At 48.2% G+C, this 14,664-nt stretch carries 15 protein-coding genes and 2 riboswitches; of the genes, 9 read left to right on the top strand and 6 right to left on the bottom strand.

Translation table 11 applies throughout. The features are described 5' to 3' along the window. Positions 1–66: 66 nt before the first annotated feature. Complete coding sequence (locus BZG75_RS12730; protein ID WP_077460601.1) at positions 67–1,230, bottom strand: amidase family protein; 1,164 nt, start codon at positions 1,228–1,230, stop codon at positions 67–69. A gap of 126 nt (positions 1,231–1,356) precedes the next feature. Continuing rightward, positions 1,357–2,526: a J domain-containing protein gene (locus BZG75_RS12725; RefSeq protein WP_077577198.1), complete on the bottom strand. Its 1,170-nt coding sequence runs from the start codon at positions 2,524–2,526 to the stop codon at positions 1,357–1,359. A gap of 275 nt (positions 2,527–2,801) precedes the next feature. After that, a riboswitch (glycine riboswitch) is annotated at positions 2,802–2,889 on the top strand. Between the two features lie 3 nt (positions 2,890–2,892). Beyond that, positions 2,893–2,970: riboswitch (glycine riboswitch) on the top strand. 80 nt (positions 2,971–3,050) lie between these two features. Between BZG75_RS12725 and BZG75_RS12720 the strand changes: the two genes are divergently transcribed. Further along, positions 3,051–4,454 (top strand): alanine/glycine:cation symporter family protein, encoded by a 1,404-nt coding sequence (locus BZG75_RS12720; protein ID WP_077460603.1) that lies wholly within the window; start codon positions 3,051–3,053, stop codon positions 4,452–4,454. Positions 4,455–4,533: 79 nt separating this feature from the next. Here BZG75_RS12720 and BZG75_RS12715 read toward each other — a convergent pair whose 3' ends face one another. After that, positions 4,534–5,208 (bottom strand): HAD family hydrolase, encoded by a 675-nt coding sequence (locus tag BZG75_RS12715; protein WP_242413604.1) that lies wholly within the window; start codon positions 5,206–5,208, stop codon positions 4,534–4,536. Positions 5,209–5,515: 307 nt separating this feature from the next. Between BZG75_RS12715 and BZG75_RS12710 the strand changes: the two genes are divergently transcribed. The 6 genes from BZG75_RS12710 (at position 5,516) to BZG75_RS12685 (ending at position 11,311) form a co-directional block, all read left to right on the top strand. Continuing rightward, on the top strand, positions 5,516–6,100 hold the full coding sequence (locus BZG75_RS12710; RefSeq protein ID WP_077460605.1) for an FMN-dependent NADH-azoreductase: 585 nt from the start codon (positions 5,516–5,518) through the stop codon (positions 6,098–6,100). A 168-nt stretch (positions 6,101–6,268) separates the two neighbouring features. Beyond that, positions 6,269–7,690: an exodeoxyribonuclease I gene (gene sbcB, locus BZG75_RS12705; protein WP_077460666.1), complete on the top strand. Its 1,422-nt coding sequence runs from the start codon at positions 6,269–6,271 to the stop codon at positions 7,688–7,690. Positions 7,691–7,903: 213 nt separating this feature from the next. After that, positions 7,904–8,401: a hypothetical protein gene (locus tag BZG75_RS12700; RefSeq protein ID WP_241824054.1), complete on the top strand. Its 498-nt coding sequence runs from the start codon at positions 7,904–7,906 to the stop codon at positions 8,399–8,401. A gap of 78 nt (positions 8,402–8,479) precedes the next feature. Then, positions 8,480–9,220 (top strand): ABC transporter substrate-binding protein, encoded by a 741-nt coding sequence (locus tag BZG75_RS12695; RefSeq protein ID WP_077460606.1) that lies wholly within the window; start codon positions 8,480–8,482, stop codon positions 9,218–9,220. 199 nt (positions 9,221–9,419) lie between these two features. Further along, positions 9,420–10,316 carry a cytidine deaminase gene (gene cdd / locus BZG75_RS12690; RefSeq protein WP_077460607.1) on the top strand — a complete coding sequence of 299 codons (897 nt, stop codon included), beginning with the start codon at positions 9,420–9,422 and terminating at the stop codon, positions 10,314–10,316. 95 nt (positions 10,317–10,411) lie between these two features. After that, positions 10,412–11,311 carry a DMT family transporter gene (locus BZG75_RS12685; RefSeq protein ID WP_199878897.1) on the top strand — a complete coding sequence of 300 codons (900 nt, stop codon included), beginning with the start codon at positions 10,412–10,414 and terminating at the stop codon, positions 11,309–11,311. A 28-nt stretch (positions 11,312–11,339) separates the two neighbouring features. Here BZG75_RS12685 and BZG75_RS12680 read toward each other — a convergent pair whose 3' ends face one another. After that, positions 11,340–11,972, bottom strand: coding sequence for a thiopurine S-methyltransferase (locus BZG75_RS12680; RefSeq protein ID WP_077577195.1), 633 nt, complete (start codon positions 11,970–11,972; stop codon positions 11,340–11,342). Between the two features lie 198 nt (positions 11,973–12,170). Between BZG75_RS12680 and BZG75_RS12675 the strand changes: the two genes are divergently transcribed. Then, on the top strand, positions 12,171–12,578 hold the full coding sequence (locus BZG75_RS12675) for a hypothetical protein (protein WP_131825143.1): 408 nt from the start codon (positions 12,171–12,173) through the stop codon (positions 12,576–12,578). Positions 12,579–12,586: 8 nt separating this feature from the next. On the opposite strand, the gene BZG75_RS12670 is transcribed toward BZG75_RS12675, so the two are convergent. After that, the gene (locus BZG75_RS12670; protein WP_077577193.1) at positions 12,587–13,021 is read right to left on the bottom strand and encodes a hypothetical protein; all 435 of its coding nucleotides are present in this window, start codon (positions 13,019–13,021) and stop codon (positions 12,587–12,589) included. Positions 13,022–13,297: 276 nt separating this feature from the next. Next, positions 13,298–13,663 (bottom strand): hypothetical protein, encoded by a 366-nt coding sequence (locus BZG75_RS12665; protein WP_021023613.1) that lies wholly within the window; start codon positions 13,661–13,663, stop codon positions 13,298–13,300. A 266-nt stretch (positions 13,664–13,929) separates the two neighbouring features. Between BZG75_RS12665 and BZG75_RS12660 the strand changes: the two genes are divergently transcribed. Further along, complete coding sequence (locus tag BZG75_RS12660) at positions 13,930–14,613, top strand: DUF2982 domain-containing protein (RefSeq protein ID WP_077577192.1); 684 nt, start codon at positions 13,930–13,932, stop codon at positions 14,611–14,613. The last annotated feature ends 51 nt before the right edge of the window (positions 14,614–14,664 follow it).

Here is a 14,664-nt window from a genome sequence, read left to right as displayed (position 1 = left end):
CCGATGTAAAAAGGTTTTTTATAGAAATTTCTTGACGAAGCTGAGGATAAGGAAGCAATCCATCCTTTAGTTTAACCATCGACGCGCAACTTCCATCAACAACTTATCTTTATAGGGATGAGCAAGTAACGTTATCCCATAGGGCACGTTATCGTGAGTGAATAAAGGCATTGTTAGTTGTGGTAATCCACAAACATCGGCTAACGCCATAAGGCGGCGCTGGGCGAGATTAAAGGTATCACTGGCGGGTTGGTCTGCATCACGGGGCAAAATCGCGCCTGGTGTTGAGGGAATAATCAATACCTTATCACTCGGCCACATGGCGGTAATGGTATCGCGTAGCTGCTTGCGCGTTTTCTTGGCCTGATAATGGGCTTTGTAATCCACTTCCCGCAGCCGTTCAAGGTAGCTTTGGGTTGAGGTAGGTAAGTCAAGTTCGGCGCTGTCTAGCCAAGCTTGATACATCAGTAAAAATTCTTGACTGGCAATCGCAACTTGGGTTTTCTCTACCCGAGTAAGCACTAATTTATTCATCGCTAAGGTGGTTTCTTGGGGAAGGTGAAGCTGTTCGAGGTGTTGATAGACCTGCTTCATTGCTTCATCCGAGTAAAACAAGGCAAAAATTGGCTCAGCAATGACCACGCCTTGAATATTGGTGACCGCGGTTGAGGGCTTTGCCACCAGCTCTTGAAACTGGCTTAAATGTCCGAGACTCGCACTGCACACGCCAATATTATCAAAGGTATCAGCCATGGCGATTATCCCGGTAGTATCGACCAAACCAGGCGTGGGCCGATAGCCATAAAGGCCGCAATGCGCGGCGGGGATCCGCACGCCCCCGAACGCATCATTGCCTAAACCCAGATCCGCCAGTTTTTTCGCCACTGCGACTGCGATACCGGCATTGGCACCACCCACACGGTATTGACGATAGTGGGGGTTGCGAAGTTCGGCGTAAAAAGGATTAAATCCGGTGATACTAAAGCCGAGCGGATCGATTTGCACCTGGCCGATCACACTGGCACCCTGCGCCATCATCGTTTTCACCACGCCCGCATCTTGGCTTGCGGCTGTGCGCGTTTCCGACCAAGCCGGAATGCCTATCCCTGACACACACGCTTCGAGCGATACCGAATGCGACACCGCTATCTTGTGGCGCCGAAATACGCCGCTTGCACTGTCTTGCCGCGGTGGCTCAAATTGGTGCGCGAACATCGCTTGATCGAGCATAGTGACTGGCCTCAAATAAGTGTTATTGCTTACTGATCAGTGTAATACATTCAGGCGATACTGAGTTGAAATTCCTTCTATCTGACGGTTGCCATCTTTAACCGAGAACACTCGCGGTAACGCTGCCTACTCACGGTTCACCGCAGTAAGATCCGATGTTTGTCGGCACGATTGTTCAAACGCCCTTAACTTCGGGGTCAGATCAGCACTCACAAAGGTGTCATCGAATATTTGTACCTTACGTGCTAATTGCCAACTATCGATAGATGCCCCTTGGCCATAAGGAATCGCATACACATGAAAATGCTGCCGCTGTGCGACGTAATCGAGATTAGGTGGCACGCGCAACGGTTGATAACTGCGGTTCAAATAGATGTAAAAATCGCCCACGCAATTTGCCACGATGTATGAGCCTTGTTGACTACGCAGCGCGAGATACGGCTGGGCGATATCAGTATATTGATTGATATGCCATTTTTCTGCCGTCGGGTTGAGTTCAATCATCGGTGCGGCCGGTAAACTCGGTGGCGGTGCTGCGGGCGACTGAGTGGCGGCAACAGTATCAACCGGCTCAGAGGCTGGTGGCTTGGGATTAATGATACGTACACGTTGCGCGGTATCAGGCTGGCTGTCACCGATAAGTGGAGCAAGCCACCGTTGCCATTGCCCAATAGGCACCATTACCAGCGCAATGGCGCACCATGAGGCCAATACCCAACGCCAAGCCAGCCCAGGTTTGGCCGGTTTTAAAGTGACTGGAGTGGCTTTATGCGTCAGCTCCGTTTCTAGCTGTTCCACGCGCGTTAACGCGTCTTTAAGCTCGCGGTTGCGTTGTGTGGCCTCTTTTTTTTCTTTGTCGTGCTCACGTGTCAGGCGCGCATGTTGTCCGTCTAATGATTGGTGCTGACGCTCAAGTTTTTGGTACTGCTCTCGCCACTGACGATTATCAAACTCAAGTTTGGCAATTTTAGCCGTGAGGTGTGCCGGAATTTGTTGGCCGGCCTGACGAGATTTGAGAGTGCGGTTTTCTTGCTGCAACACCGCTAACTCTTTTTGCAGGCGTGCAACCTGGCTGCGTAACGCCGCCTGACTTCCCTCGTTTTGCGTTTGCCCTAAAGCGCTATCGTCGCCCTTCCCTAATTTAACGGCCTGGTATGCTTCACTGACCAGCTGCATCAACCCAGTGCTGCCACCTTTATCCGGATGCACACGGCTAGAAAGTCGCTTATAGCGTTGTTTAACCTGCGCGGCCGTTTCGCGGGCATTCACGCCTAAAAGTTCGTTCCAAGTGGTCATGCTAGGGCTCGTTGAGTCAGTGGTTACCGATTAATGGTAATAATAATATAGGCCAATGTCTTATAACATTGAGCCATCTCGTTTAAAAACGGGCGTTAATCAGTGCAAGACACACTTAGGCAACTGACACATATCACGCGGCATCTATAGCTAGTAGAACCTTCTATAAAGCGATATTTTTTACCTTTTCAGAAGAACAATGCCCTGTTCACTTAATTTTGCATTGCATTCATATTTCTGTGATCTATCATACTTTCCGTCATAACGACGTTCCTATGAAGACAGCAGGAGAGAGATGGCAAATGCCATCCGCCGAAGAAGTAAATCTTTCAGGCACTTAATTGTATGGACTGCTGTTGGAGGAAACTCTGGAGAGACCCGTTAATTCGGGCGCCGAAGGAGCAAGCTTGTTTTCAAGTGAAACTCTCAGGCAAAAGGACAGAGGAGATACCCACCCCAATATGTAGCACTTTTGTTAATATTAGTGTGGTCTATCTTCTCCTTTGATGTTTAAAGGGGGATTAATGCCATTTTTTTCACAACTACCCGATATACCCGCGCTTCTCGCCACCATTGACGACTGGATTTGGGGCCCACCGCTTTTATTGTTATTAACCGGTACCGGGCTCTTTTTTACCGTTCGCTTGGGCTTGCTCCAATTCCGCCGTTTGCCCTTTGCGCTCAAGCAAATATTTAAACCTTCTGATGCCACCAGCCAAGGCGATGTCTCTGGTTTTGCCGCGCTATGTACCGCATTATCTGCCACCATTGGTACCGGTAATATTATCGGGGTTGCCACAGCAATTTCGTTAGGGGGCCCAGGCGCACTATTTTGGATGTGGTTAGCCGCTTTTTTAGGGATGGCGACCAAATACGCTGAGTGTTTACTGGCGGTGAAATACCGCGAAACCGATCATAAAGGTAATATGCTTGGCGGGCCGATGATGTACCTATCCAAAGGCGCCGGCAAGCCGATATTAGCCAAATTATTTGCCCTATTCGGCATCGGCGTGGCTTGTTTTGGTATTGGCACTTTCCCACAGGTGAACGCCATTAGTAGCGCCGCGACCCATTTGTTTAATATTCCCACCGTTGCCGTCGCTGCTATCCTTACGGTGCTAGTGGCGTTAGTGACTATCGGGGGCGTGAAATCTATCTCGGCCGTCGCCGCCAAAATCGTTCCTGTGATGGCCGTATTATACGTCGCTGCCTGCTTGTGGGTACTCGGCGCCAATATATCCCAATTACCCCATGCGGTTGGCCTGGTGTTTGAGTCCGCGTTTAACGGCATGGCAGCCACCGGCGGCTTTGCTGGGGCAGGTATGATGCTCGCCATTCAATCAGGGATTGCTCGTGGTGTGTTCTCTAACGAGTCTGGCCTAGGGAGTGCCCCCATTGCCGCGGCGGCCGCTAAAACCGACTCGTGCGTTGAGCAAGGGTTGGTATCAATGACAGGCACCTTTATCGATACCTTGGTGATTTGTACCATGACAGGGTTAACGTTAATTTTAACGCAATCATGGTCAGGCGAATTAGCGGGAGCAGCAATGACATCGCATGCCTTTGCCGTGGGCATGGAGAGCAGCATTGGCCCTATGTTAGTAAATATCGGCCTACTCTTTTTCGCCTTCACGACGATTTTAGGCTGGCACTACTATGGCGAGCGCTGCGTCGCGTACTTGTTTGGCAAAAAAGCGATTTATATCTATAAACTATTCTTTATCGGCTTGATCGCATCCGGTGCCTTTATTCAACTGAATACGATCTGGATTCTTGCCGATATTGTTAATGGCTTAATGGCGGTCCCCAACCTCATCGGTTTGTTACTGCTGCGTAAAGTCGTGATTGAAGAGACCCAAGCGTATTTTTCGTCACAAGACAGTGACCAGGCCAGCGAGATAGCGCAACCCTGTTCACAATCATCATGATCGCGTGACAGTTACTTTGTACAAAAAAGCCGGTTCATAGACTGAACCGGCTTGTTGTGCATATGTGGGGCGAGAGGGATTAAGCGTATTGACGCTCAGCTTCCTCAATCCCTAACTTACCAAGAATTGCTTGAGGATTGATAAAGTGATTCACCCGCACCTCGTGCTCTACCTTGTCACCCACCGCGACGAATTCATAGTTCAGTGATTGCGTGGCTTGCTTATCCCGTACACCATCACCGAAATAGATTCGACGATCAAAATACACACCGTAATCTTGTTTGGCTCGAAATGCCGCCAACGCCATGACTTCACTCCGGCTCATGGCATCGGAGCAAGATGAAAATACAATGCCGTCGATATTAAAACCTGCCGCTTTTAACTTCATCCGTGCGGTTTCTTCCCACCCGCCGGTGGCAATGGCTAATTCAACCGAGGGCACATGGCGCATGTGTTCTACAAATTCCACCGCGCCGGGAATTGGCGCTAAGCCTTTCTCTGCAATCCTAACCGCCAATTTTTGCCTAAACACCTGTTTGATCTCTCTAAACAGCCTGATCTTGTCATGGTTGAGTCCATGGGTGTCGATTAACTCTTCGATGATCCCCGCATCGGTCACATTGGTGTAGCTTCCCCAATTATCTGGAACCGCTAAACCTGTGACTTCATCAATCGCCTGGCTGAAACACTCGTGGTCCATTTGGCAGCTGTCTACCAGCGTACCGTCCACGTCTAACATAAATAAGTTTTTCACGCACATTTCCTCAAATCCCGTTGTGTCCCACAAGTGACCGACTTGTGATTTGATCGGGCGCTTTGCCGTTCTTGATCTTCGTTTTTTATCAACACAACGAGCATTATAACATTATTTTTACATTCTGGACGACTATCGGGCGACATCATACGCCCCTATTCACTCAGCGCAACGCTACCGTGAGAAATAACCGGGCCCAACAAAAATTTTGAACAAGTTTAACGAATTTATACGCTGGTTTTACCGTGTCGTTTCTCTACACTCTAACGTGTGCTGAATCACGCCAACCCATTTTAAGGAGAAATATATGAAAGCGCTGGTCTTAAAATCAAGCATTCTCGGCCCCTACTCTAGCTCAAACGCAGTCATTGACAGTGTAGTGGATTCCCTGTCTCCAGAGACGCTGATTGAGCGCGATCTGGCGGCGACTCCTTTGCCTACGCTAACAGGAAATAACGTCGGTGGTTTGCGTGGCGCAGACGAGCTCACCGAGCCGCAACAACAGGTGCAACAAGCATCGGACCAACTGATTGAAGAAATACAACAAAGCGATACCCTAGTGATCGCGGCACCTATGTATAACTTTACCATCCCCGTGCAGTTAAAAGCATGGATTGATCTGGTTGCCCGTGCAGGGGTAACGTTCCGCTATACCGAAAACGGGCCTGAAGGCCTGCTAACCGGTAAGCGCGCCATTGTGGTCACCACACGAGGGGGGATGCATAAAGGAGGAGACACGGATCATGTCACCGGATATATGCAAACGGTGCTTGGCTTTATTGGGATCACAGATGTTGAGTTTGTCTATGCAGAAGGCCTCGCTATGGGCGAAGAAAGCGCGACAAAAGCCATCGACGAGGCGAAGCAAACACTGAAGCGCCTTACCTCTTAATGCGTCTTTGTTTGTAAATGATTGATCAGAGCCTGCCTCGTTGCAGGCTTTGATGCATTTGATCTTATCACCGACAGGATTGGTGATACGTCCTGCCAGTGTTACCATGAGCACTTATCGCAGGGTATTGACTCTGCTTTCTTTTGTTTGATCAAATTGGATTCGATTGTGACAGACGCGGACCAGCCAACCTTTTTTATTTACGACTTTGAGACGTTCGGTACCCATCCGGGTAAAGACAGGCCTTGCCAATTTGCTGGCGTTCGCACCGACAGTGATTTTAATATTATTGGCGAGCCTCTGGTGCTATTTTGTCAGCCCCCCAATGATTACTTGCCGGCCCCAGAAGCTTGTTTGGTCACAGGCATTACCCCGCAACTCGCACTGAAAAAAGGGCTGCCCGAACCCGAGTTTATTGCCCAAATCCATGCGGCTCTGTCCCAACCGAACACCTGTGTAATTGGCTATAACAATGTTCGGTTTGATGACGAAGTGACACGTTATACCTTATATCGTAACTTTTTTGACCCATATGGGTGGAGCTGGCAAAACGGAAACTCGCGCTGGGATTTACTCGATGTGATGCGCGCTTGTTATGCGTTGCGGCCGGAAGGGATTGAATGGCCACATGACGAAAACGGTAAGCCCAGTTTTAAGTTAGAAAACTTGTCCGTCGCCAATGGCATTGAACACAGTGATGCGCATGACGCCATGGCGGATGTGCACGCGACCATTGAGTTAGCGAAAAAAGTGAAAGCCGCGCAACCCCGGTTGTTTGATTACCTTCTCACTCACCGCCATAAGAATAAAATTAAGCACCTGATTGACGTGGTCAACATGACACCACTGGTACATGTCTCAGGTATGTTTGGCACCGAGCGAGGCAACACCAGTTGGGTTGTGCCAGTGGCATGGCATCCTGACAACCCCAATGCCGTGATCACCGTTGATCTTGCCCGCGATCCTTCACCTTTATTCGCGCTTGATGCCGATGCCCTCCGTGAGCGTTTATATACTCCTCGTCAAGCATTGAGTGACGACCAATTGCCGGCACCATTAAAGCTTATCCATATCAATAAATGCCCGGTCTTAGCCGATGCCAAAGTACTTCGTCCTGACGATGCCGCGCGTCTTGGCGTGGATAGAGAAGCATGTCTTCAACATCTTAAAGCACTAAAGGCGGCGCCCGAAATCCGAGAGAAGCTGGTGGCTGTCTTCGCGCAATCCAAGCCCTTTGACAATCAAGATGTTGATAACGCACTGTATGCTGGCTTTTTTTCAAAAAGTGATCGCAGCGCGATGGACATTATCCGCGCGCAAGATCCAGAAAACCTTGCCGGGATTGACTTGAGTGTCGACGATTGGCGCATCAAACCTCTGTTGTTTCGTTATCGTGCCCGCAACTATCCGTGGACACTTACTGACGATGAACAAAAAAAATGGTTTATGCACCGCCGCGATTATTTTGAAACACACCTTCCCACGTACATGGACAACCTACAGCAACTGGCGGATCATCATCAGGCGGATGAGCACAAGGTCCGTATCTTAAAAGCGGTTTACCATTACGTCGAATCATTAGTCGGTTAGCCTCGATATACGATGTCGTGTTTTTCGATAGGTTCAACAACCGTTATGGCGCCATAGCGGTTGTGCTTTTTTTAATCTATTGTTATTCCTTATAAAATCAGAAAATTCAACATCATGCCTGCATAACTAGACCCAAAAAAGACATGCTAACGAGTTGCAGTTCTGTGATTTGAGTCCACACTTTTATAAAAGCTGTCGTTTGGAGTGGGCTTGATGATGACAACAAAAGTAAATACACGCTGTTACCGTTTTCCTGAAGTAGATTTTGAGCCAGAGAGCCGCACACTGTATTGGACGGATCAGGCAATCACGGTTTTGTCGTATGAAGAATCACGAATGCTCGAAATGCTTTGTTATTACGCAGGCGAGGTGTTGTCAAGTCGCACCTTGTTTAAACAAGTCGCATTACCCGACAGTTCTTTTGCACAACACCAAAGTGTGGTCACTTCGCTCATGGCTAAGTCTTACCGCAACGGTAAAAAGTGCTTGCCCTTTGACGTGGTTGGCGAGTTTGGTTTTCGTGTTGCTTTACCCCAACAAACCTTTGCGCAACGGCCAACCACACCGGCGGAAAATCAACCTGATCTCACCCCACCTCCGGCAACGCAATCACCGGCATTAGGGGATCCCTCTTTTAGCATTACAAAACCGCTTATTGTGTTGATTGCGACCGCAAGCCTCATTATTGGCATTACTGCGTTACTCACCTAGTGCACAGCTTTGATGTTTTTTGGGCGCTGAAATACACAAGCTAAGTCACGTGCCTATTCGAGTCAGTAAGGAAGGTTCATGCTCGCCAGATCAATTGTTATTGCCGCCATGATATCTATATTTATTAGTTTATCGGCTGTTGCTAGAAGCGAGTCCAACCACGTCATCAAGCTATATATGGGAGAGCTTCCAGGCCTGATCAACCTTGACCAATCAGGCCCTTTCGTCGATTTTGTTCACTTTCTTGATGACCAAGACCCGAATACTCACATTGAGATCGAGGTATTTCCCATTCATCGTGCGATTAATGGCATCGTACAAGGCCGTGCAGATATGATGTTACCTGCCGTTCGCCCTCCGAGTACTGTTACCGATCTACCGTTTGCGTTTAGTCGCGAATCATTTGGTGATGTTACCCATGTTTTATACACAAATAAGAATAATCCGTTACCTGTCGATGAGCTTTGGGCCGAACCGGAACGCTATAACATAGAAGCCGTGCCTTATTACATGCCGTTTAACGTTGCACGCTCTCATGGTATCAAACAGTCATTGCTTCGGCTGGCAGCAGGTCGTATTGATGGCTTTGTTTGGGCTCAGGAAGAGGCCGACATGATACTTAAACAATTGGGATTAACACATATTCATCGTGCGCACTTTGCCGACTTACAAGATGTATTTGTGATTCCCAAAGGCGAGCAAGGAAAGCCAATTGATGCTTACCTAACGACATTGATTACTCGCCTTCGCAACAGTGGGCAATTGGAGAAAGCTTATCGAAAAGTTCATCGCCCTTACGTGGACTGGCAACCTGAATAATCCCTGCCACCACCGCCTATCAAAGCGTTCATAGCGTTCATAGCGTTCATAGCGACTGCATTTTAAGCATAAAAATATTGATGTCACTCTAACTTTCAGCAACGAAATCGGTCTTGCATATTATGCGTGACTCTAATCACATAATTATCAGAGGTGCTTCCCTACACTGAGCCTCCGTTAATGACTAAGAAGTGATGCTATGCGAACTGCACTAACCGATGCACTGACACAATTGCCCGACGCATTACAACGCGTTGTCTCTGATTGGATAACTGACACACACTTTGGTGCGACATTTTCACCAGAGCAAGTGGCGCAAATGGAAGCCGAAAGTGGCCTATCTGGCGCCGCATTGCGTCTTACTCTATTGCCAATAGCGGCGGCTTATGCGGTGACTCCGATATCAACGTTTAACGTTGGCGCCATCGTTCGTGGCGAAGATGGCACCCTATACTTGGGAGCCAATATTGAGTTCACAGGGGTGCAACTAGGCCAAACCATTCACGCCGAGCAATGCGCGATTGCCCATGCGTGGACCAAAGGGGCAACTCGCTTAACCGATATCACGATCAACTACAGCCCATGTGGTCATTGCCGTCAGTTTATGAATGAGCTAAACGGTGCAGAATCACTCACCATTCAGCTACCAAAAACGGATCCCAAACCGTTACATACGTATTTACCAGAGTCCTTTGGTCCTGCCGATTTGGGAGTGGAATCACGTTTATTAACTGACGCGCCACACCAGTTATTCACAGACGATATTGATATCCCACTACTCAAAGCTGCCGCCGATGCAGCGAACCGAAGTCATGCACCGTATTCGGGTAACTACAGCGGCGTGGCCGTTGAAACATCTGATGGGGCTTTTTTCTCTGGGATGTATGCCGAAAATGCAGCGTTTAACCCGAGTTTACCCCCGCTTCAAGTGGCGCTCATTGCGACCAATATGGCCGGCTATCACTGGGACGACATTCGGGCGGTGGCGCTAGCCGAGATGACAAACAGTACGGTGAGTCATCTGACCGATACCCAAGCCACATTGGACGCGATGGATCCTGATATTCCTTTCGTCTATTCGACCCTTTCAACTTAACCACATGATGCGTTTGGCCTCAGCGGGGATTTCTGATCGCTCTGAGGCCTAATTTGCGCTACTATCCGTACGTCTTTTTTCGGATTGTCACGGTAATGAAACAAGTTCATCATCCCCTCCAAGGCGCGGCCTGGATGCTCACGGCAGGCTTATGCTTCGCATTAGTCAACAGCCTTTCTCAATATGTTAGCTTCAAGTTGGGCTTGCCTTCGACGACCGTTGCTTTTATTCAATATGCCATTGCCTTAGTGGCCATGATCCCCTGGTTAAAGCAACTGGGGATTCGTCAATCTTTAAAAACCCAGCACCTTGGGCAACATTGTTTGCGGGTGTTTATTTCTGTTATTGGGATCCAACTTTGGCTATGGGCGCTCGCTTATCCGGTTCCCATTTGGCAAGGCATAGCCCTACTAATGACATCACCGCTGTTTGCAACCATAGGATCAGGGCTATTTCTTCGTGAACGGGTTGGTATTGCACGTAGCTTGGCCACACTTGCGGGTTTTTGTGGCGCGATGATTATCCTAGAACCTTGGTCAAATGGTTTTACATGGGCAACGTTACTGCCGATAGGCGCCGCTTTCTTTTGGGCGACCTATTCATTAATGGTGAAACGGTTATCAGCCTACGATCCACCGACCACGATGGTCGTTTACCTCCTTTTGTTGATCACCCCATTTAATCTACTCTTGGCCGTGCCTGACTGGACACTGCCGTCATCTGCAATGGCATGGTGGATGTTGTTCGGTGCCGGAATGCTCACCGCACTCGCACAGTGGGCAATAGCCAAAGCCTATGCCGTATCAGATGCCTCGTTTGTTCAGCCGTTTGATCACGCTAAACTGCCGCTGAACATCCTCTTTGGTTGGCTAGTATTCAGCTGGATTCCACCTGGCCGGCTATGGCTAGGCGCAGGAATTATTATCGCAGCCGTTTTTTTTATTACCCACTGGGAATCACGACAGTCTAATCAACCTCGAGTCAAAACCGTCTAGCGCAAAGCGGCGCTATCCGAGCATGGCTCTACCAAACCGAGCACGAAGCGTTGGCTTTTATCAACCAGACTTGCTCTCCTCGGTCACCCTCTGGCTCGGTTTGCGTCTCTAACAACCTAATATCGAGCCCTGAAAACGCCTCTTCCACTATCGACGTATCGATGGAAAACGGCGGATTATCATCGGCCTGCGGATAAAACAAGGTGATCAGTAATAGGCGGCCTCCCGGCGCTAAAAGATCACGCACACGATGCACATACTGATCCCGCATCGACGGTGGCATCGCCACCAAAGCGGCACGATCGTAGATCAGCGAAGTCGGGCTCAAACGTGCGGTAAAAAAGTCACCACTGATCAGATCCAACTCATCGAAACAATAATGTGTATGACCCGACGGCGCACGGTGAACTTGCGGGGTATACAGGTTTTCTGAAAAAAAGGCCCGTACCGCGATATCACTCAGTTCTACACCAATCACATGTTCGTGTTTTTCCGCAAGCCAGTTTAAATCGATGGATTTGCCACACAAAGGCACCAATACTGTCTCATCGGGCATTGGACAAAGTGTTGACCAATAACGCATAAGCATTGGATGCACACTGTCCCGATGAAACCCTATTTGATTTTCAGCCCAACGCTGATGCCAAAATTCTTGCTCCATGGTTTCTCCGAGAAGATGAAAAGCGGCCAGTTTAACAAGTTATTAAATCAATCTCATTAGCAATTGCTTAAAAACGGGTGGAAATTGTTCACGATCCTGATCACAAATTAGTCAACGAGTAACTTGCGAGGCAGTCCACAAACAAGTACTGTTTATACATACAGTAATGATCATATATACAGGTGCTTTATGTACGCGATGTCTAATGAGTCAAATCAAGCAACGACGCAAACGTCAGTACAGATGCGTGACGGAAGCTATTATTCCTCTGCGTTGAACGCACAGACACCCATCAATGCCCATTGGCTGTCAGTGTTACAGGCGTTAGCATTCAAAGCACGACAGCAAAAGTGGATCACGATCATTAATCCACCCCGCTCATTGAACGCCGAGCAGCTTAGTCATTGGGGAATTAATACCAATCAGGTAAGAATGATTTATCGTCGGCATGGGTTTGACGATGAAGCACTGATTGACGCCGCAATGGCCGCAGATACGTCATGCGCGATCATTGCGTTTACACCCACATTGACACGTTTAACCTGTTACGAACACAATCAGCAGTGGATTGCACGCGTCGATCCAACATTGGCACAACGTCATTAGTACGCGCTTCAGTGCAGGCAAGTATCCGCGTCAGAGATGAAAGTAAATCTAACCCACTCGCGGTTTTCATTACTGTATTCAAGCTGTGCACCTGCTTGTTGGCTTATCGACTCCATTTGCCGATACTCTAATGCATAAGGCATTAATACAGTGAGTTCTTTAATCCCTTGCGCACGAGCCAAACCGGCCAGTTGAACCAAATTGGATGTATCGGTATGACGCACTGACATCACACGCGCGGCGTCTTGCTGTAGGCGCTCTTGAGCGGTTAGTGGTGATTGATCGCCACCCGCTTGATACTCAAGCACAGTATTAAACATGGGCAACAAGCTTCGAAAAATATCGAAAAAAGTCCAATTGGACTGCTGGCTTTCACACAAAAAATGCGTGTAATCGAAAACAACCTCTGTGGGTATTTTCAGCTGGGTTGACAGCGCATCCATGGCTTACCTCCAGACTAAAACCTAAGCGGATACACCCACTATAAGCAGTTTTAAAAAGATGTCTGGAAGATTATACAGTATTTTGCACTCGATCATGCTTTATACACGTAACACGATTATTTCGAAAAGCTTTTTTAACACAAAGAAAACAAATAGTTGAAAAGAAACCGATTTTCTTAGCATGTGTAAAATGAAGTAACTGATAGGCGGTATTATCGAACACCCGCTTAAGTACAAAGACAAATCATACGACTTAAGCGGATGAGCAAACACTGATCAAGATGCTTTGTAAATCACCTTGTTGGCGGCCATTTGAACACGCTCGACTGCGCCCTCTTCGGTCAATTTTTTCAACGCACCTGTCGCCCAAGAAGCGGCTTTACTGTCTTCTTGTCCTGCAGCCAGACCAATGCCTTTCGGGTTGATCCCTTCAGGGTTGGCTTTAACGATGTCTAGTACTTGCTGCTGCTTAGGGGTGAATGACGAAACGGTATCCACAACGGGCGCTTTTGCTGCAGAGTCTACCGCCGGTTTAGCCGCTACCGCGGGTTTCGCTTTTACGGGACGTTGACGCGCTGGCGACGATGCCTTAACACGCTTGTTGAGTTTACCTTGTACTTTACGTTTGTGAGAAATTTTCATTCAATCATCCTACTCAGACGCACTACGTTCAGGCTCGCTGAAAGCAGCGGGTGAAAAACAAAGCGCGTGTTATACCAAATTTCAGCTCACTTTTGTAGGTAAGCGTCCCTTAGTCGGTGCAAAGTTCGTGACATTCAGCGACAAATGTTTACCTATTCGGTGTTTTTTAGGCAAACTAATCAGACACTTTCATCGTACACTTACAAGGTAAATCGTGGCTAAACGCTTGTACTCGCCGCTTTATCTATGGCGTGGAATGGAAGATTATGGATGCACTCAAGACAATAAAAATCTACCCGCCCCAATTTGAAGCGGCGCGATGGAGCATGCTAATCGCAATGGTTGTCGCATTTGCATTGGTATGCTTTTTTTTAATCCAACCCTCCTTGTCACTTGGGCAAGGCATTATCGGCCTGATCGCTATCGGCGCAATTTTATATGCCATGCATAAACTTCTGCAGCGCGTACAACTGTCGTTTTCGCTCTCATTTATGCATATACAGCATCACAGCTTTCGTGGCGGTTGGGCACTCAAATGGCGCCATATTGACACGATAGGGATCCCTCAAATCTATCCGCAAGGCCTTGGCGAGCCACTGCCTTGGATGGGGATTAAAATCAAACACTATGATGCATTATTAGATGGTATTAGCTTGAGAATGGTGACTCATATCATCATGACTCAACGGGCATTACTGATTACAGCTTACCGTCGTGCGGGCAGCAAACCCAGTAAGCCATTGGAAGATATGATGTTTGATGACACCCCATATCGTGGTGCCAATGGTGTGCTTTATAAAGGTCTGATGGCGATGTTGGCCAATCGTATGCGATATATGCGCGAATTGTTAGGTTATGACATTTTTATCAGCGAAGACTTACTCGATCGCCCCCTAGAAGACTTTATCGGAGTGACAAGACGCTATCTGGCTGCTGCCAGTACGCAATAATGGTCTTGGGATAAATAGGCTCTTCTAAACAAAACAAACAGGCTCTAAACA

It is taken from the genome of Salinivibrio sp. AR640 (assembly GCF_001995405.1).
Classification (GTDB): domain Bacteria; phylum Pseudomonadota; class Gammaproteobacteria; order Enterobacterales; family Vibrionaceae; genus Salinivibrio; species Salinivibrio costicola.
This window is presented reverse-complemented; position numbering and strand designations above follow the sequence as displayed.

Coding starts and splice junctions, on each gene's coding strand:
- BZG75_RS12665 (WP_021023613.1), bottom strand. CDS start 13,663: ATGAAAATTTCTCACAAACGTAAAGTACAAGGTAAACTCAACAAGCGT.
- BZG75_RS12730 (WP_077460601.1), bottom strand. CDS start 1,230: ATGCTCGATCAAGCGATGTTCGCGCACCAATTTGAGCCACCGCGGCAA.
- BZG75_RS12720 (WP_077460603.1), top strand. CDS start 3,051: ATGCCATTTTTTTCACAACTACCCGATATACCCGCGCTTCTCGCCACC.
- BZG75_RS12685 (WP_199878897.1), top strand. CDS start 10,412: ATGAAACAAGTTCATCATCCCCTCCAAGGCGCGGCCTGGATGCTCACG.
- BZG75_RS12695 (WP_077460606.1), top strand. CDS start 8,480: ATGCTCGCCAGATCAATTGTTATTGCCGCCATGATATCTATATTTATT.
- BZG75_RS12700 (WP_241824054.1), top strand. CDS start 7,904: ATGATGACAACAAAAGTAAATACACGCTGTTACCGTTTTCCTGAAGTA.
- BZG75_RS12710 (WP_077460605.1), top strand. CDS start 5,516: ATGAAAGCGCTGGTCTTAAAATCAAGCATTCTCGGCCCCTACTCTAGC.
- BZG75_RS12725 (WP_077577198.1), bottom strand. CDS start 2,526: ATGACCACTTGGAACGAACTTTTAGGCGTGAATGCCCGCGAAACGGCC.
- BZG75_RS12675 (WP_131825143.1), top strand. CDS start 12,171: ATGTCTAATGAGTCAAATCAAGCAACGACGCAAACGTCAGTACAGATG.
- BZG75_RS12670 (WP_077577193.1), bottom strand. CDS start 13,021: ATGGATGCGCTGTCAACCCAGCTGAAAATACCCACAGAGGTTGTTTTC.
- BZG75_RS12680 (WP_077577195.1), bottom strand. CDS start 11,972: ATGGAGCAAGAATTTTGGCATCAGCGTTGGGCTGAAAATCAAATAGGG.
- cdd (WP_077460607.1), top strand. CDS start 9,420: ATGCGAACTGCACTAACCGATGCACTGACACAATTGCCCGACGCATTA.
- BZG75_RS12660 (WP_077577192.1), top strand. CDS start 13,930: ATGGATGCACTCAAGACAATAAAAATCTACCCGCCCCAATTTGAAGCG.